Below are 15,937 nucleotides of genomic sequence, written 5' to 3'. Positions count from 1 at the left end.
GCGATTCGCAGACTTATGGCGCCGGGGTGTCCGTGAGCCCCGGGCGCCCCTGCCCTGGACCGCCCGGTACCGCCAACAAGACAGCGCAGCGGGCAGTCCTAGGGGCGTAGGGTACGAGCGCGCGGGGTGCGACCTCCCGCGTTGAGACACGATCCCGGCGAGGAGGAGTGATGACGACCCCGGACACCTCTCAGGCGGATTCCGTCATCCTGCCGGCCCTTTCCGCCTTTCCCTTCCCGACCGCGCTCGTGGTCACCGGCGCCCCCGCGACCGACGGCGGAGTGCTCATCGAGGCCGGGGACGTCGACGAGGTCTTCCCCCTCGCCTCGGTCACCAAGCCGATCGTGGCCTGGTCCGCGCTGGTCGCCGTCGACCGGGGCCTGCTGAACCTGGACGCCCCCGCAGGTGCCCCCGCTCCCGACGGGGCGACCATCGCCCACCTGCTGTCCCACTCCTCGGGGATCGCACCTGACTCCGACGAGCGCCTGGCTGCCCCGGGCACGCGCCGCATCTACTCCAACCGCGGTATCGAGATCCTGGGGGACAGGCTCCAGGAGGCCACCGGTACGCCCCTGGAGACCTGGGTGGAGACCACGGTGCTCGAGCCCTTGGGAATGGCCAGTGTTCTCATCCCGGGCTCGCCCGCTCACTCCGGGGAGGGCTGCGCCCGCGACCTGTCGCTGTTCGCCCGCGAACTGGCCGCGCCGAGGCTCGTCTCGCCCGCACTCGCGGAGCGGGCCTGCGCACCGGTCCTGCCCGGTCTCGACGGTGTCCTGCCGGGCTACGGGCGCCAGGCCCCCAATCCCTTCGGCCTGGGGGTGGAGGTGCGCGGAGCCAAATCCCCGCACTGGACCGGAGCGGATAACAGTCCGTCGACCTTCGGACACTTCGGCCAGTCCGGCTCCTTCATATGGGTGGATCCGGTCGCCGAGCGCCAGGCCGTTTTCCTGGGAGCCGAGCCTTTCGGGACGGTTCACCGCAGGATGTGGCCCGTGCTGGGCGACCAGATCCTGGCCATGTAGGCCGTGTAGGTCATGTAGGGAAGGCGCGCCGGTTACGGCCGCCTGTGCATCACTCGGCCTTGACGTTGAAGATGACGCCGGTGGTGTGCAGGCCCATGGACGGCATGAGCTGCATCCGGTCCAGGGGCGTGAGAGTGATCTTCAGGGCGTTGACGTTCGCGACATCGACGTCGAAGGCGTGCGCGTCGTTGAAGGGAACATTGACCGTGTCGATCTCCTTGCCGTCGGCGAAGATCTGGACCTTGACGGTGAGGTCGGAGCTCTTGGAGTCATTGGCCTGACCGGCGTTGAACGTGACCTTCTGGAATTTATTGGCCAGGCGCAGCTCGATCTCGCCATTGTGCTGCCAGTCGAGGTCGGTGCCGATCCCCATGACGCCGGTGGATGAGGCGACGTCGTACTGCTTCTCGTTCCAGCTGCTCGCCGACGACGGCTGCTGGAAGTCCGAGAGCCTGAGCTCTCGTCCCTTGGTGTTCTCCGGGGTGAGGCCGTTCGTTCCGGAGCTCGCCGAGGCCGAGGGGTCGCCTGAAGCGGTGGCGGAGGCCGTATCGGTGGCGCTGGCTGTGGCGGAGGCCGACGCCGATGCCGACGCTGATGCGGTGGCGCTGGGAGTGGCCGACGGGGAGGCGGCTGCAGTCGTCGCCGGAGCCGAGGAGGAGGGGGATGAGGAGGAGAACGGCAGGCTGCCGCAGGCGGTCAGGGACAGGGCGGTGATGGGAAGAAGGGCGATGGCGATTCGACGCGCGGGAGATGGTTTCGAAGAACTCATGACGCGAGAATAGCGACGCTGGTCAGTGAGTTCTGCTGTGAATCTGGAGTCTGACGCGACAGAAAGAGGGACTTATTCGAGTCCGACCGAATGGGATAATATATTTTATGGGTGGCATGAAGCATTGGCATCATTGGTGAATCTGGGTGGTGAGGGTGATTTTGGTAACCTGTAGCGGGTGTGTGCTTCAGGTCTCTCTGTCGAGATGGGGAGCACTCTCCCAGGGTTTCGGTCTTATTTGTCTGGATACTCATCGTCGTGGGCGACATAAGAATACGAACATCTTTCTTAAGTCATTCCCATCATGCTGGGGTTATTGCAGTGATGATGTCGACCTACTCTCCGGGGTGAAGCAACCATCTGAAGGCGAGGGCGCCCAGGCCCGCGCAAAGGAGTACGGCCAGGTGAAACCCGTCAACGAAGGCCTCCTTCGCCTGGTTGATGGTGGAGGAGGCTGCTCCGACGTCGAGCGTCTCCCCGAGAGTGGGAGCCACGCCTGGGCCGCGAAGACGGAACATGAAGGTCGCCGTCGATCCGAGAAGAGCGATGCCCAAGGCGTTCCCGACCTCGTTGGAGGTCTCGGCGATCGCACCGGCGGCTCCGGCCCGCTCTGTGGTAACAGCCCCGACGGCGGTGTCGGCCACCAAGGACAAGGAGATTCCGTAGCCGAGCCCGGCGACGGCGGTGGAGGCGATGAACCAGCCGACGCCCCCGGTGACGCGAGTGGCCAGGAGCGGAGCGAGACCTGCCGCCATGGCGATATGGCAGGTGAGCAGTGCCTGGCGCTGTCCGATCCGGTCGGCCAGTGCCGGAGTCAGGACACAGGTAGCTGTCAGGACGACCGCACCGGGAAGGGCGAGCAGCGCCGCGGTGAGGACCGACAGCCCCAGGACGGACTGCAGGTAGACACCACTGAGGTAGGCTGCCCCAGACCACACGACCAGGGAGATCACACCGGTCAGAATCGCGATGGTGAAGACCTTGCCCCTGAACAGCCCGACATCGACCAGAGGATGCTCCAGCCGGCGCTGTCTCATGAGGAACCACGCCAGCAGGGCGGCTCCCGCAACCACTGAAGCCCCGACCGCCGGGGACGGGCCGTAGGCTGCCGCCCGCTTGACGGCGTAGACGGCCAGGAACATGCCGGAGGCGGACAGGACGATGCTGGGGACATCCACCACACCGGGACGGGTGGCCCTCACCTCCCGCAGCACGAAGGGGGCGGCGAGCAGGAAGGCCGCAACGACCGGCAGATTGATGAGAAACACCGAGCCCCAGAAGAAGTGGCTCAGCAGCAGGCCTCCGATGACGGGACCGATGGCGAAGCCCGCGGCGAAGGTGGCCGCGAAGATCCCGATCGCCCGGGAACGCAGACGAGGGCTCTCGAACAGCTCGCTGAGGACGGCGAGCCCGGACGGCAGAAGAGCCGACCCGCCTAGTCCCATGAGCGCGCGCGAGGCGATCAGCCAGCCCGGGGACGCGGACAGGGCGGCCAGGGCCGAGCTGGCACCGAAAACGAGGGTTCCGCCGAGCAGGAGCCTCAGGCGCCCGTAGCGATCACCGAGGCTGCCGAAGGTGATGAGCAGCGAGCTGACGGCGAAACCGTAGATGTCAAGGATCCACAGCGCCTCGTCGGCGCTGGGCCTCAGGGACCGGGTGATGGTGGGCATCGCCAGGAACAGCACCGAGCCGTCCATGGAGACCAGCAGCACCGGGCCGAGCACTACGAGAAGACCGAGCCAAGCGCGCCGTGGAGCGTGTTCGACGCCGTCGAAAGTGCCGGATGTCGCAGGGCAGTGATCGGGGGTGTCCATCGCATTCATGCTCCTCATGCTCAGGACCTGTCGGTTTCCCCGGCCACGCCTCTGCGATGGGTACACCCGACAGGGTCAGGTTCGGGACGCGCGTCGTCAGTGGCCGCCGCCTACGCTGGGAAAGGGCATGCGAGAAGGGTCGAGAAGGACCAAGAAGACACTGCCCGGGGACAGCTGCATGTAGTAGTGATGATGCGGAAGATGCAGAGGCGGTGTGGAGGTAGTGACGGCCTCAGTCGAGGTTTCCGGTGAGACGCTGGGAGCGTTCCTGAGGACCTGCCGGGACAGGATGACGCCGGAGGCTCTCGGGCTGAGCTCCTACGGGACGACTCGGCGAGTTCCGGGCCTGCGGCGTGAGGAGCTGGCCCAGCTGGCCGGGCTGAGCGCGGGTTACTACACCCGGCTCGAGCAGGGGCAGGCGGGTCGCGCCTCCTCCCAGGTGCTCGACGCCCTGGCCCGGGTCCTGCGGCTCGACGACGTCGAGACGGCGCACCTGCACAACCTCGCCCGTGGTCCGGCTATCTCCCGCCTGGAGGCGCCGGATGAGGAAGAACCCGACTCCCATGTGCTCGCTCTGCTGCACGCCCTGGGGGAGAGTGTGCCGGCGGTTCTGCTGGGGAGACGAGGAGACGTCCTGGCGTGGAGCCGGACCGGGCATGCTCTGCTGGCGCCGCACCTCGATGATGACGCGCCTCGAGATCCCGACACCAGGCCGTCCATCCCGCGAATGTTCTTCCTAGACCCCGTGCACCGCAGCCTGTACCGCAACTGGGATGAGCTGGCGCGCATCCATGTGGGCTACCTGCGTCTGACCGCGGGGGGTGCATCCCACGGATGCCCGCCTGGCCGGCCTCATCGGGGAGCTTGCCATGCGCAGCCGGGCCTTCTCCAGGCTGTGGTCCACCGGCGAGGTCGCCGACTGCACCACTGGTCCCATGGACCTGGACCACCCGGATGTCGGCTGTTTGGATGTCGACTACCAGATCTGGCTCCAACCGGATAGCCCCGATCACCGTCTCGAGGTGTACACGCCTCGAGACGACTCCTCACGCAAGGTGCTCAGTCTCCTCTCCGCCCGAGCCTCCTCCTAACCCTGTTTGATGGGGAGGGAGGCGTTCTCAAGGTCGCGGATCGATGCGGTCAGCTTGTCGGTGCTCACCTGCACTTCTGCGCGGCAGACGATATTGCCTCCACTGGACGACTGGCTCACCCGGATACTGTGGTCGATCGGGCGCCCGGAGAACTCCTCATACTTCTTGCCGCAGTTGACGTCGGTCGGTGCGTTGAAGAACTCCTCGGAGGCATGGTCGGTGTCGCAGGAGGTCGGCTGACCCTGACGGTTGAGGCACCGACGGAACTCGCCGCCGTCCTTGTAGCCGTTGTGGTCGTTGTCGACTGTCCAGATGTCCTTAAGAGATACGTTCGGCATTCCTGATGTTCTCTCGACGACGCACTGGTCCTCCGCGTTTCCGAAAGGCTTGACGTCGATGCCTGAGGCGAGGAGATCGATGTCCGGGGTTCCGCCCATGTAGAGGATGAGTGCACTTGAATCGCAGGAGGACCCGGCCGGTTTGGCGAACACCTCCCGGGAATGCGGTGAACCGCACGGCGTCGGAGTATTGCCGTCGTAGCATCCGGTTGTTGCAGAGGGCGATTCCTCTGCTGTTGTCGCTATGCCCTGAGGTGCTGCCTGATTGCTGGGGGTTGCCTTGTGGGTCGAGGGAATGGGGTCGTGAGAGGTTGATGCTGGTTTCTCTTCGAACCTGTCGATCAGAGAGAAAGTGTCGTTTGTGGCCCCGGGAAGTGTTGCGATCAGCGTCAACAGCGGAATCACTGCACCTAGTGCGGCAGCAATTGCTTTCCGGTGGCGGTATAAAGCATCTCGGGCATTGGTGGGTTTCCTCGTTGTCGACCTCCGAGTGCTGTCAGTGGGGCGTTGTTGTCGATACTTCATATCTGCTCCTCTTTGTTACTCGAGTCGCATGTCGAACATAACGCCAGTCAGAGAAGCGTGACCATTGTACTTGTTTCCGTTCTGATTGAATGGGGCGAGGTCGATCTTTAGGGCGTTGACGTTCGTCACGTCAACCTCAATAGGTTTGATCTCATTGAAAAGGATGTCGACGAACTGGTCGCTCTTTCCGTCCTTGTAGATCTCAACTCTCAGGGTGAGGTCGGAGGATGCTGAGTTGTTGTCCTGCCCGGAATTGAAAGTGAGTTTGTGAAATCGGTTCTCCAGGCGCAGCTCGGCTTCGATGCCGTCGCTGTCCCTCAGGCGCGCCCCGATCCCCTTCTTTTTGCTGGTGGTGGCCACGTTGTAGAGATCTTCCTTCAAACTGTCCGATGGGTTGAATAAGTCGGCTCGCGTGAGGTAGCGGCCCTGGGTGTTGGTGGGGGCTCCGGCCTCACCTGCCTGGGAGGTTGGGGTCGCGCCGTTGTCGACCCTCGTTGGTGGTGTCGACGAATCGGCTGCTGTGGTACTGGCTGTGGAGGAGGGAGTGGGGGGCTGTGTCGGGGGCGCGATGGGGGATGGGGAGGGGGAGTTCGTGGGAGTTTGACTGGGTGGGGCCGTCGTCGGCTGTGGGGCGGGTTCGGAGGTGGTGGGCCGTCCCGAGCAGGCCGTCAGGGTGAGCGCCGCGAAGGAGGAGAGAGTGAGGGCTGTGCGCCGATTGACGGGCTGCGTCGAATATTTCATACGGACATAATATGTCTGATATGTCTAGATTCTAAGGGGTACGAGACTTAATTTCCACACAATTATTCACAAATTATTCTGACTGATTCATCGATTGAGTTTCGCCAGCCTGAGTGTCAGTCGTCCTGCGGCAGTGCGCTGGCTGTGCACCGGCTCTCTGTCTGTTCTTCCGCTCGCGCTCCGCGGCCTCAGTCGACCTCGATGATGACGGGGACGTGGTCGGAGGCGCCCTTGCCCTTGCGCTCGTCGCGGTCGATAGCCGCGCCGGTGACACGGCTCGCCAGGGCCGGCGAGGCGTAGACGAAGTCGATGCGCATGCCCTCGTTCCTCGGGAAGCGCAGCTTCTGATAGTCCCAGTAGGTGTAGTTGGCGACCCGCTCGCGAGTGACCTCGTGCATGCCCGCCTCGGCGAAGGCGGCGAAGGCCTCCCGCTCCGGCGCCGAGACGTGGGTGGCTCCCTCGAAGACGCTCATGTCCCACACGTCCTCGTCCCTCGGCGCCACGTTCCAATCGCCCACGAGCGCCAGTGGCAGGTCGGGTTCGGCTTCCAGCCAGGAGGCGACGTCCTGGCGCAGGATCCGCAGCCAGTCGAGCTTATAGGTGTAGTGCGGGTGGGTGAGCTCGCGGCCGTTGGGCACGTACAGGCTCCACAGCCGCACCGGCGTCGCATCCGACGCCGCGCCCACCGTCGCCCCGAGTGCCCGGGCCTCGACGACCGGCTCCACCCCGGGCTTGGCCGCCCAACCGGGCTGGCCCGGGAAGGAGGTATCGATGTCATCGAGTCCGATACGTGAGGCGATCGCCACCCCGTTCCACTGGTTGAGGCCATGGATCGCCAGCTGGTAGCCGGCCGTCCTGAAGGGCTCGACCGGGAACTGGTCGGGCCGGCACTTGATCTCCTGCATCGCCAGGGCGTCGATGTTCTCCCGCTCCAGGAAGGCCAGGACGCGGTCGACGCGGGTGCGGATGGAGTTGACGTTCCAGGTGGCCAGGCGCATGGCAGCAGGGTAACCGGTGGTAGGGCGGGTTCCCATTGATCACTCAGCAAGCATCTTTAATCTGCCGTCATGGGAACAGCGCTTGTCACCGGGGCCACGAGCGGTCTCGGCCTGGAGTTCGCCTGGCAGTTGGCTCAGGCGCGTCATGACCTCGTCCTCGTTGCGCGCACTCCCGAGCGCCTGCGGGAGGTCGCTGAGGAGATGCGGCAGTTCGCCGGCGTCCAGGTGGAGGTTCTGCGGGCCGACCTGTCTCAGCGCGACGAGCTCGAGCTTGTCGCCGAGCGTCTGCGCGAGCCGAGTAAACCCGTAGGGCTCCTGGTCAACAACGCCGGCTTCGGCCTGGGGCAGCCCTTCGTCGGGGGAGACCTGGCCCGTGAGGAGCAGGCCCTCGACGTCATGGTCCGTGCGGTCATGGTGGCTTCCCACGCGGCGGCCGGTGCCATGGTGCGGCGCGGACGCGGCGCTATCCTCAATGTTTCCTCTATTGCTGCGCACACCGCTGTGGGCACCTACGCGGCCCACAAGGCATGGGTGCTCCGGTTCACCGAGGGGCTGGCTGTTGAGCTCGCGGGTACCGGCGTGACAGCCACGGCGCTGTGTCCGGGGCTGGTCCACACCGGCTTCCACGCGGCGGCCGGCATCGACGAGACCCAGTGGAAGGACTCGCTGTGGCTGGACGCCGAGCGCGTAGTCAGTGACGGACTCACTGCGGTGCGCCGCGGCCAGGTCATCTGCACTCCGAGTCTGGGCTACCGCAGTGCCAATGCCGTGCTGCGGTTGGCTCCCCGCTGGCTCGTGCGCCGAATGGCTAACGACCCCGAGCGCTCCGGCCGGGACGCTAAGTAGGGCCGGCGAGCCTTCCGGAGAATCGCGCAGGGCTGAGGGCTTCTGCTGGTCAGGAGGGCCGGGACCTGCAACGATCGCTTCATGGCTTCCATTACCTTCCACGGAGACCCAGTCAGCACCGTTGGCGAGCTGCCCGCTGTGGGCTCGACCGCGCCCGCCTTCGACCTCGTGGGCGCCGACCTCGCGCCGGTGACCAGTCAGTCCCTGGCTGGCCGCCGCGTGGTCCTTAACATCTTCCCGTCGGTGGACACCGGGGTGTGCGCCGCATCCGTGCGCCAGTTCAACAAGCTGGCCTCCGAGCTGGACAACACGACCGTGGTCTGCGTCTCCGCCGACCTGCCCTTCGCCGGCTCCCGTTTCTGCGGCGCCGAGGGGCTGACCAACGTGGTGACCGGCTCGACCTTCCGTTCCTCTTTTGGTGCCGACTACGGCGCCACCCTGGCCGACGGCCCGTTGGCCGGTCTTCTGTCGCGCGCCGTCGTCGTCCTCGACGAGTCCGGCACGGTCATCTACACCGAGCAGGTCTCCGAGGTCGGCCAGGAGCCCGACTACGACGCCGCCGTGGCCGCCCTGCCCTGACCTTCTCGCATCGCGAGCCACCCAGAGCCCGTCCCTTCCGCAGAGCGCGGAAGAGGGCGGGCTTCCGCATCGGCGGGTGTCCACCCGGCGCGCGAGTCCTCGCGCCCACTACCATCGGAGTCGTGAGTACCAACGATTCCCACATCGCCCGTCTGGCCGAGCTCGTTAACGAGCTGTCCGTCGTCCGCGGCAAGGTCACCCTCGCCTCCGGCCTCGAGTCCGACTTCTACGTGGACATGCGCCGCGCCACCCTCCACCACGAGGCCGCCCCCCTCATCGGCCACGTCATGCTGGACATGCTGGAGGAGGCGGGCCTGGGCACCGACGACATCGACGCCGTCGGCGGCCTGACCATGGGAGCTGACCCCGTGGCGGCGGCGATGCTGCACGCCGCCGCCTCGCGCGGCCTGGATCTGGACGCCTTCGTCGTGCGCAAGGCTGCCAAGGACCACGGCATGCGCCGTCGCATTGAGGGTCCCGACGTCGCAGGCCGTTCCGTGGTGGTCCTGGAGGACACCTCCACCACCGGCGGCTCCCCGCTGGAGGCTGTCGAGGCCCTGCGCGAGGCGGGCGCCGATGTGCGCGCCGTGGCCGTCATCGTCGACCGGGCCACCGGCGCGCGCGAACGCATCGAGGCCGCCGGCCTGCCCTACTACGCGGCACTCGGCCTGGCCGACCTCGGCCTGGAGTGAGCATCCGACGACGCCCGCCGGCATCCGCCCGCCAGGGCGAGGACTCTGATCGCATGGATCAGCCCGTCGACCTGCCTGAGGGGGAGCACCGGCCCGTGGTGCCCGCTCGGGCTGCGGCACCATCTCCTGAGCGCTCGGCGTCCCCCGGGGCCTCCGCACCGAGCCCGGAAGAGGACCGGCCGGCCGATGTCCGCCAGGTCGGCGTCGGCCCCTGGCCCGGCGGCCCTGAGGCCTGGCCCGCCGACCCCCGCTACGACCGCGAGCTGCTCGCGGGAGGCGACCGGCGCAACGTCGTCGACCGATACCGCTACTGGACCATCGCGGCGATCCGCGCCGATCTGGCCGCCCGCGCCCACCGGCTGCACATCGCCATCGAGAACGTCAGCCAGGACCTCAATATCGGCTCGATCGTGCGCAGCGCCAACGCCTTCAACGTCGCCGGAGTCCACATCATCGGCCGACGCCGCTGGAACAAGCGCGGCGCCATGGTCACCAACCGCTACCTGGACGTGCGCCACCACCCCGAGCCCGGCGAGCTGCTCTCCTGGGCGGCCGCCGAGGGCTATGAGGTCATCGGCATCGACAACGGCCCCGGGGCGCGGCTCCTGGAGGCTGCCGTGCTTCCCGAGCGCTGCCTTATGGTCTTCGGCTCCGAGGGCGAGGGCATCAGCTCCGAGCTGAGCGCCGGCTGCTCCCGCCTGCTGCGCATCGGCCAGTACGGCTCCACCCGCTCCATCAACGTGGCCGCCGCGGCGGCCGTTGCCATGCACACCTGGATCCTCCAGCACGCGGGCCCCGCCCCGGACTGAGCCTCAGTCGCAAGCCTCCTCCGTGGGCGGCCGGGGCTCCGGGGCCGGCTCCGCCCCCGAGCGGCCCGGCCCCGTCCGGGACCATGATCCGGTTCACGTGGGTCCGAATTCGTGGAACAATCGGCCTCGCACCACTGACTCATACAGAAATCAGGAGGCACCCAGTGGCCATTGCAACCCCGGAGTCCTACGCCGACATGCTTGACCGCGCGAAGGCCGGCAAGTACGCCATCCCCGCGATCAACGTCACCTCGTCCCAGACTCTGTCCGCCGCCCTCAAGGGCTTCGCCGACGCCGAGTCCGACGGCATCGTCCAGATCTCCAACGGTGGTGCCGCCTACTGGTCCGGGTCCTCGCGCCTCGACCGCGTCAAAGGCTCGATCGCCTTCACCGCCTACGCCCGCGCCGTGGGCGACCTCTACCCCGTCACCATCGGTCTGCACACCGACCACTGCCCCAAGAAGCTCCTGGCCGACTGGATCCACCCGCTCATGGAGATCGAGGCCGAGCAGGTCAAGAACGGTGAGCTGCCGATGTTCAACTCCCACATGTGGGACGGCTCCGCCGAGGCCCTCGACGACAACATCGAGATCGCCGTCGACATGCTCAAGCGTTCCAAGGCCGCCAACGTCGTCCTCGAGATCGAGATCGGCGCCGTGGGCGGCGAGGAGGACGGCATCAAGGGCGAGGAGAACGCCAACCTCTACACGACGGCCGACGACGCCTGGAAAGCCATCGAGGCCCTCGGCCTGGGTGAGAACGGCCGCTACATCACCGCCCTGACCTTCGGCAACGTGCACGGCTCCTACAAGCCCGGCCACGTCAAGCTCCGCCCGGAGATCCTCGGCGAGATTCAGGACGATGTGGCCAAGCGCCTCGGCGACCGCCTGTCCTCCAAGGTCGGCGACAAGAGCTCGCCCTTCGACCTGGTCATGCACGGCGGCTCCGGCTCCACCGATGAGGAGATCGCCACCGCGGTGCGCAACGGCGTCATCAAGATGAACGTCGACACCGACACCCAGTACGCCTACACCCGCCCTGTCGCCGGCTGGATGTACACCAACTACGAGGGCGTCCTCAAGATCGACGGCGAGGTCGGCAACAAGAAGCAGTACGACCCGCGCGCCTGGGGCAAGGCCGCCGAGGAGGGCATGGCCGCCCGTGTCGTCGAGGCCTGCGAGCGCCTCGGCTCTGTCGGCTCCGCCCGCAAGTGAGCCCTCGCCCCGTTTAGGGGCGAGCGGTTGAACGGCTGAGCAGCAGCCCGCTGTCGTGGCCCCGGCACCATCGAGGTGCCGGGGCCACGTCGTGTCTGCTCGAGCGGGCGGAGAAGAGCCCTCGCGATGGGGAAATACCCGGTTGGTTACATTCTTGCAGAGCGGTTCGGAGATGGTGATGTGCGTGGAGTGAGATGCAGAAGCACTGGAATAGCAGGGAAAACAGACTAGAGGTTGATTACCTCAGAAAGAGACCCAGGTCACTGAATGCAAACCTTGCAGCAATGGGGGCTGAAATGTGCCATGATTGGTCGTCGCCGCGAAGCCGACGGACCCACCGCCGGTGACACGGCAGTCGCACCTCGCGGACGCCTCGTCCGCACCTGTCCCATGCGTCCAAAGGAGGACCTCCAATGCGACTCATCTCCCGCCGCTCCATGCTGGGCGGAACCGCCGCGATCGCCGTCGCCGCGACTCTGGCGGCCTGCTCGAAGAGCTCGTCCGGCTCCGACGGCGATGGGGGCGTCTACTTCCTCAACTTCAAGCCCGAGTCGGAGCAGGCCTTCAAGGACATCGCGGCCGCTTACACGAAGAAGACCGGCGTGGCCGTCAAGGTCGTCACCGCCGCCTCCGGAACCTACGAGCAGACCTTGAAGTCCGAGGTCGCCAAGTCCAACCCGCCCACCCTGTTCAACCTCAACGGCCCCGTGGGCTACGGGAACTGGAAGGAGTACGCCTCCGACCTGTCCGACGCCGACTTCACCAAGCAGATGACGGATGAATCCCTGGCCCTCAAGGGTGACGAGGGCAAGGTCGTGGGGGTGCCGCTGGCCATCGAGGGCTACGGCATCATCTACAACGCCGCCATCCTCAACAAGTACTTCGCCATGGAGGGCGCCAAGGCCACTGCCGTCGATCAGATCAAGGGCTTCGACAAGCTCAAGGAGGTCGTCGAGGACATGCAGGCCAAGAAGGCTGACCTCGGCATCGAGGGTGTCTTCGCCGCGACCTCCCTGTCCCCCGGTGAGGACTGGCGCTGGCAGACCCACCTGGCCAACTACCCCGTTTACTACGAGTACCGCGACGCCAAGGTCGACGACCTCACCGAGCTCAAACTAACCTACTCGGACAACTACAAGCAGATCTTCGACCTCTACCTCAACAACTCCACGATCGCCCCCACCGAGACCAGCGCCAAGACGGTCACCGACTCCATGGCCGACTTCGCCCTGGGCAAGGCCGCCATGGTCCAGAACGGGAACTGGGGCTGGTCGCAGATCTCCGAGGTCTCCGGCAACACGGTCAAGGCCGAGGACGTCCACTTCCTGCCGATCTACGTCGGCGTGTCCGGCGAGGACAAGAGCAACATCGCCATCGGCACCGAGAATTACCTGACGATCAATTCCCAGGCCTCCGACGACTCCCAGAAGGCCACCAAGGACTTCCTCACCTGGCTGTTCACCGACGCCGAAGGCTCCAAGCTCGCCGCCGAGAAGCTCAGCAACATCGCGCCCTACAAGGCCTACGCCGAGCTGGTCCCCTCCGACCCGCTGGGCAAGGAGGTCGCCGAGGCCATCGCCAACAAGGACCTCACCCCCGTCAAGTGGGTCTTCCCGACCTTCCCGAGTCAGGACTTCAAGGACCAGCTCGGCCAGCATCTGGCCCAGTACGCCTCCGGCAGCTCGGACTGGGCGAAGGTCAAGGACTTCTTCGTGACCGACTGGGCCTCCGAGAAGAAGTCGGCCAAGGAGGGCTGACGCCGTCGAGTCGCCCCAGTCCGTCCAGCCCGCCCGAGTTCGTCGACGACGGTACGACGGCGACTCATCTTCCCATCCCCCCCCTCCCGTCCGGGGCGGCGTGTCTGAGCCGATCGGCCCGTGCGTCGCCGCCCCGGCGGGAGCCCTCTGGTACCCGGCCGCCCCGGCGGGTACCGGTCGCACCTCGAGGCAGATATGACCAAGGCACTGAAAAAGTTCTTCCCAGTATTCGCGGGGCCGACCCTGTTGGCCTTCATGATCGCGTTCATCGTCCCCTTCTTCATGGGGCTCTATCTCTCCTTCACCAAGTTCAGCACCCTGACCAACGCGCGATTCGTGGGCGCTGACAACTACGCCAGGGCCTTCAGCGAGAAGAGCCATTTCCTTCCGGCTCTGGGATTCACCGCTCTCGTATCGATCATCTCAATCGTCACAGTGAACCTGGGCGCCTTCGCCCTGGCCTACTTCCTGACCCGCAAGCTGCGCGGCACCAACTTCTTCCGCGCCGTCTTCTTCATGCCCAACCTCATCGGCGGCATCGTCCTGGGCTACACCTGGCAGGTCATGCTCAACGCGATCCTTCAGCGCTGGGGGCAGACCATCGTCAATGACTGGCGACTGGGCCTGGCCGGCCTGGTCTTGCTCGTCAACTGGCAGCTCATGGGCTACATGATGGTCATCTACATCGCCGGTCTGCAGAACGTGCCGCCCGAGCTCATCGAGGCTTCCCAGATCGACGGTGCCAGTCGGTGGCAGACACTGCGCAACGTGACACTGCCGATGATCATGCCCTCGATCACCATCTGCCTGTTCCTCACCCTGGCCAACACCTTCAAGATGTACGACCAGAACCTCGCCCTGACCAACGGGGCCCCGGCCAAGCAGACTCAGATGGCCGCACTCAGCATCGTCAACACGATGTACAAGAAGATCGGCCAGGAGGGCGTCGCCCAGGCCGAGGCCGTCATCTTCTTCCTCATCGTCGCCGCCATCGCGCTCATCCAGCTGCGCGCCACTCGTTCCAAGGAGGTCGACGCGTGAGCACCGCCGTCCAGACTCAAGTCCCCGGATCCGCAGCCCCGGCCCGCAAGGCGGGCCGGAAGACCGCCCAGCACACGCCCGGCCAGAACGCGCTTGTGGGAGTGCTGGGGATCCTAGCCCTCGTGTGGGTCATCCCCCTGGCCTTCATCCTCATCAACTCCTTCAAGGGCAAGTTCTACATCTCCGACAGCCCCTTCGCCCTGCCGACCCCCAAGACCTTCGCCGGCCTGGACAACTACGCCACCGGCCTGGCCCTGTCCGGGTTCGCCAGCGCCATGGGATGGTCGCTGTTCATCACGGTGGGCTCCGTCGTCGTCATCGTCTTCCTGACAGCGATGACCGCCTACTACATCACCCGCATCAAGACGTGGTGGACCTCGGCGATCTACTACGCCTTCGCCTTCTCCATGATCGCTCCCTTCCAGATGGTCATGTTCCCCACCGTCAAGGTGGCCGACATGCTCGGCCTGGCCACGCCCTGGGGCATGATCGTCCTCTACCTCGGCTTCGGCGGCGGACTGTCGGTCTTCCTGTTCGCCGGCTTCATCAAGTCGATCCCCATGGAGATCGAGGAGGCCGCCTACATGGACGGCTGCTCCCCGCTGCAGACCTACTTCAAGGTGGTCATGCCACTGCTCAGGCCGACGGCGGTCACCGTGGCGATCCTCAACGCCATGTGGGTGTGGAACGACTTCCTCCTGCCCAACCTCGTCATCGGCCAGGACGAGCGCTACAAGACGATCCCGATCGTCATCCAGTCGCTCGTCGGCTCCAACGGGAACCGCGACATGGGCGCCCAGATGGCCATGCTGGTCTTCGCCATCGTCCCGATCGTGGCCTTCTACCTCTTCGGGCAGAAGCACATCATCGAGGGCGTGGCCGCCGGTGCGGTCAAGGGCTGATGCCTTGAGGACGACTCCAGGCTCGGGTGGTTCCCGACGCTCCGCCGCGGGCGTCGGGAACCACCCGTATCACTCCCACCCGCTACCGCACGAGCCCTGCACGAAGGAGAACCCGTGGCGCTGTTCCCCGGCCCCGACAGCCCGGCCTACCGGGCCTGGTCCGCAGCGGCCGACGTCGTCATCCTCAACGCCCTGACCCTGGCCGGCTGCCTGCCGGTGGTGACGGCCGGCGCTTCCCTGACGGCCTGCGCTCGCGTGGCCGGTGAGATGGCGGCCGACGATGACCCGGCCGTCGTCGCCACCTGGTGGCGCTCCTTCCGTCTCAACCTGCGTCAGTCCCTGGCCTGGTGGCTGCCTGTGTTCGGGTTGCTGGTGCTGGGCGTCTGGGAGTACCTGGTCCTTTTCGGCTCCTCCTCGGGAGACCGGCACGGCACCGTGAACGGCGCGGTGTCCGGACTGGTGCCGGCCGGGGGAGTACTCCTGGCCGCGATCCTCATCTGGCTGCTGGCGCTGGCGGCCTTCTTCGACGCACCGATCACCCAGCACCTGTCCAACGCCGTGCGGCTGGCCGTAGGGCGTCTCGGGATCACGGCGCTCGCGCTGGTCATCGCGGCGGCACCGGTGATCGTCTTCTGGGCGCTGCCGGCCATGAGAGGCGCAGTCATCTGGTTCATGGTCCTCATCGGCCCGGCCTTCCAGATCTACCTCATCGCGCTGCTTCAGCGCCCCACGGTCGTGAGGCTCACGGCTTGCGCCCAGCGGTTATCCTGACCGGCGTCGCCTGGAACGGCCGAGAGAT

16 protein-coding genes and 1 pseudogene are annotated in these 15,937 nt (G+C 66.1%); 12 read left to right on the top strand and 5 right to left on the bottom strand.

The features are described 5' to 3' along the window. Positions 1-170 precede the first annotated feature (170 nt). Entirely contained in the window at positions 171-1,022 is an 852-nt protein-coding gene (locus HMPREF0975_RS11720; RefSeq protein WP_009234400.1) for a serine hydrolase domain-containing protein, read from the top strand. Positions 1,023-1,071: 49 nt separating this feature from the next. Here HMPREF0975_RS11720 and HMPREF0975_RS11715 read toward each other — a convergent pair whose 3' ends face one another. Both HMPREF0975_RS11715 and HMPREF0975_RS11710 read right to left on the bottom strand, forming a co-directional pair. Then, complete coding sequence (locus HMPREF0975_RS11715; RefSeq protein WP_009234399.1) at positions 1,072-1,791, bottom strand: NPCBM/NEW2 domain-containing protein; 720 nt, start codon at positions 1,789-1,791, stop codon at positions 1,072-1,074. Between the two features lie 335 nt (positions 1,792-2,126). Further along, complete coding sequence (locus tag HMPREF0975_RS11710) at positions 2,127-3,614, bottom strand: MFS transporter (RefSeq protein WP_232212525.1); 1,488 nt, start codon at positions 3,612-3,614, stop codon at positions 2,127-2,129. 280 nt (positions 3,615-3,894) lie between these two features. Here HMPREF0975_RS11710 and HMPREF0975_RS16845 point away from each other — a divergent pair. Then, positions 3,895-4,371: pseudogene (locus HMPREF0975_RS16845) on the top strand (helix-turn-helix domain-containing protein); the annotation flags it as partial. Positions 4,372-4,426: 55 nt separating this feature from the next. Further along, entirely contained in the window at positions 4,427-4,696 is a 270-nt protein-coding gene (locus tag HMPREF0975_RS16840; protein WP_232212524.1) for an MmyB family transcriptional regulator, read from the top strand. Here the strand turns inward: HMPREF0975_RS16840 and HMPREF0975_RS11700 are convergent. The 3 genes from HMPREF0975_RS11700 to HMPREF0975_RS11690 all read right to left on the bottom strand — a co-directional run bounded on the left by HMPREF0975_RS11700 (position 4,693) and on the right by HMPREF0975_RS11690 (position 7,298). After that, positions 4,693-5,439: a hypothetical protein gene (locus HMPREF0975_RS11700; protein WP_232212523.1), complete on the bottom strand. Its 747-nt coding sequence runs from the start codon at positions 5,437-5,439 to the stop codon at positions 4,693-4,695. The two genes, HMPREF0975_RS16840 and HMPREF0975_RS11700, sit on opposite strands and share 4 nt — an antisense overlap. 135 nt (positions 5,440-5,574) lie before the next feature. Then, positions 5,575-6,300, bottom strand: coding sequence for a hypothetical protein (locus HMPREF0975_RS11695; RefSeq protein WP_009234394.1), 726 nt, complete (start codon positions 6,298-6,300; stop codon positions 5,575-5,577). A gap of 188 nt (positions 6,301-6,488) precedes the next feature. Then, the gene (locus HMPREF0975_RS11690; RefSeq protein ID WP_021609348.1) at positions 6,489-7,298 is read right to left on the bottom strand and encodes an exodeoxyribonuclease III; all 810 of its coding nucleotides are present in this window, start codon (positions 7,296-7,298) and stop codon (positions 6,489-6,491) included. A 69-nt stretch (positions 7,299-7,367) separates the two neighbouring features. Here HMPREF0975_RS11690 and HMPREF0975_RS11685 point away from each other — a divergent pair, with 69 nt between their 5' ends. The 9 genes from HMPREF0975_RS11685 (at position 7,368) to HMPREF0975_RS11645 (ending at position 15,909) form a co-directional block, all read left to right on the top strand. After that, on the top strand, positions 7,368-8,144 hold the full coding sequence (locus HMPREF0975_RS11685) for an SDR family NAD(P)-dependent oxidoreductase (protein WP_009234392.1): 777 nt from the start codon (positions 7,368-7,370) through the stop codon (positions 8,142-8,144). Positions 8,145-8,225: 81 nt separating this feature from the next. After that, positions 8,226-8,723, top strand: coding sequence for a thiol peroxidase (gene tpx / locus HMPREF0975_RS11680; RefSeq protein ID WP_009234391.1), 498 nt, complete (start codon positions 8,226-8,228; stop codon positions 8,721-8,723). Between the two features lie 122 nt (positions 8,724-8,845). Then, positions 8,846-9,415: an orotate phosphoribosyltransferase gene (gene pyrE, locus HMPREF0975_RS11675; RefSeq protein ID WP_009234390.1), complete on the top strand. Its 570-nt coding sequence runs from the start codon at positions 8,846-8,848 to the stop codon at positions 9,413-9,415. A gap of 53 nt (positions 9,416-9,468) precedes the next feature. Continuing rightward, entirely contained in the window at positions 9,469-10,224 is a 756-nt protein-coding gene (locus HMPREF0975_RS11670) for a TrmH family RNA methyltransferase (protein ID WP_009234389.1), read from the top strand. Between the two features lie 164 nt (positions 10,225-10,388). Then, positions 10,389-11,438: a class II fructose-bisphosphate aldolase gene (gene fbaA / locus HMPREF0975_RS11665; protein WP_009234388.1), complete on the top strand. Its 1,050-nt coding sequence runs from the start codon at positions 10,389-10,391 to the stop codon at positions 11,436-11,438. Positions 11,439-11,851: 413 nt separating this feature from the next. Further along, complete coding sequence (locus tag HMPREF0975_RS11660; protein ID WP_009234387.1) at positions 11,852-13,195, top strand: ABC transporter substrate-binding protein; 1,344 nt, start codon at positions 11,852-11,854, stop codon at positions 13,193-13,195. A gap of 195 nt (positions 13,196-13,390) precedes the next feature. Further along, positions 13,391-14,236, top strand: coding sequence for a carbohydrate ABC transporter permease (locus HMPREF0975_RS11655; protein WP_009234386.1), 846 nt, complete (start codon positions 13,391-13,393; stop codon positions 14,234-14,236). Then, a complete protein-coding gene (locus HMPREF0975_RS11650) occupies positions 14,233-15,138 on the top strand; it encodes a carbohydrate ABC transporter permease (RefSeq protein ID WP_009234385.1) in 906 nt (301 codons plus the stop codon). Before HMPREF0975_RS11655 ends, HMPREF0975_RS11650 begins: the two co-directional genes overlap by 4 nt. A 114-nt stretch (positions 15,139-15,252) precedes the next feature. Beyond that, the gene (locus tag HMPREF0975_RS11645) at positions 15,253-15,909 is read left to right on the top strand and encodes a DUF624 domain-containing protein (RefSeq protein ID WP_009234384.1); all 657 of its coding nucleotides are present in this window, start codon (positions 15,253-15,255) and stop codon (positions 15,907-15,909) included. The last annotated feature ends 28 nt before the right edge of the window (positions 15,910-15,937 follow it).

It is taken from the genome of Actinomyces sp. oral taxon 849 str. F0330 (genome assembly GCF_000239715.1).
GTDB classification, from domain to species: Bacteria; Actinomycetota; Actinomycetes; order Actinomycetales; family Actinomycetaceae; genus Actinomyces; species Actinomyces johnsonii.
This window is presented reverse-complemented; position numbering and strand designations above follow the sequence as displayed.

What these genes read in the sequence shown, in the direction of transcription:
- HMPREF0975_RS11720 (WP_009234400.1), top strand. Translation starts at nt 171, where the DNA reads ATGACGACCCCGGACACCTCTCAGGCGGATTCCGTCATCCTGCCGGCC.
- HMPREF0975_RS11715 (WP_009234399.1), bottom strand. Translation starts at nt 1,791, where the DNA reads ATGAGTTCTTCGAAACCATCTCCCGCGCGTCGAATCGCCATCGCCCTT.
- HMPREF0975_RS11710 (WP_232212525.1), bottom strand. Translation starts at nt 3,614, where the DNA reads ATGAATGCGATGGACACCCCCGATCACTGCCCTGCGACATCCGGCACT.
- HMPREF0975_RS11695 (WP_009234394.1), bottom strand. Translation starts at nt 6,300, where the DNA reads ATGAAATATTCGACGCAGCCCGTCAATCGGCGCACAGCCCTCACTCTC.
- HMPREF0975_RS11690 (WP_021609348.1), bottom strand. Translation starts at nt 7,298, where the DNA reads ATGCGCCTGGCCACCTGGAACGTCAACTCCATCCGCACCCGCGTCGAC.
- HMPREF0975_RS11685 (WP_009234392.1), top strand. Translation starts at nt 7,368, where the DNA reads ATGGGAACAGCGCTTGTCACCGGGGCCACGAGCGGTCTCGGCCTGGAG.
- tpx (WP_009234391.1), top strand. Translation starts at nt 8,226, where the DNA reads ATGGCTTCCATTACCTTCCACGGAGACCCAGTCAGCACCGTTGGCGAG.
- HMPREF0975_RS11670 (WP_009234389.1), top strand. Translation starts at nt 9,469, where the DNA reads ATGGATCAGCCCGTCGACCTGCCTGAGGGGGAGCACCGGCCCGTGGTG.
- HMPREF0975_RS11660 (WP_009234387.1), top strand. Translation starts at nt 11,852, where the DNA reads ATGCGACTCATCTCCCGCCGCTCCATGCTGGGCGGAACCGCCGCGATC.
- HMPREF0975_RS11655 (WP_009234386.1), top strand. Translation starts at nt 13,391, where the DNA reads ATGACCAAGGCACTGAAAAAGTTCTTCCCAGTATTCGCGGGGCCGACC.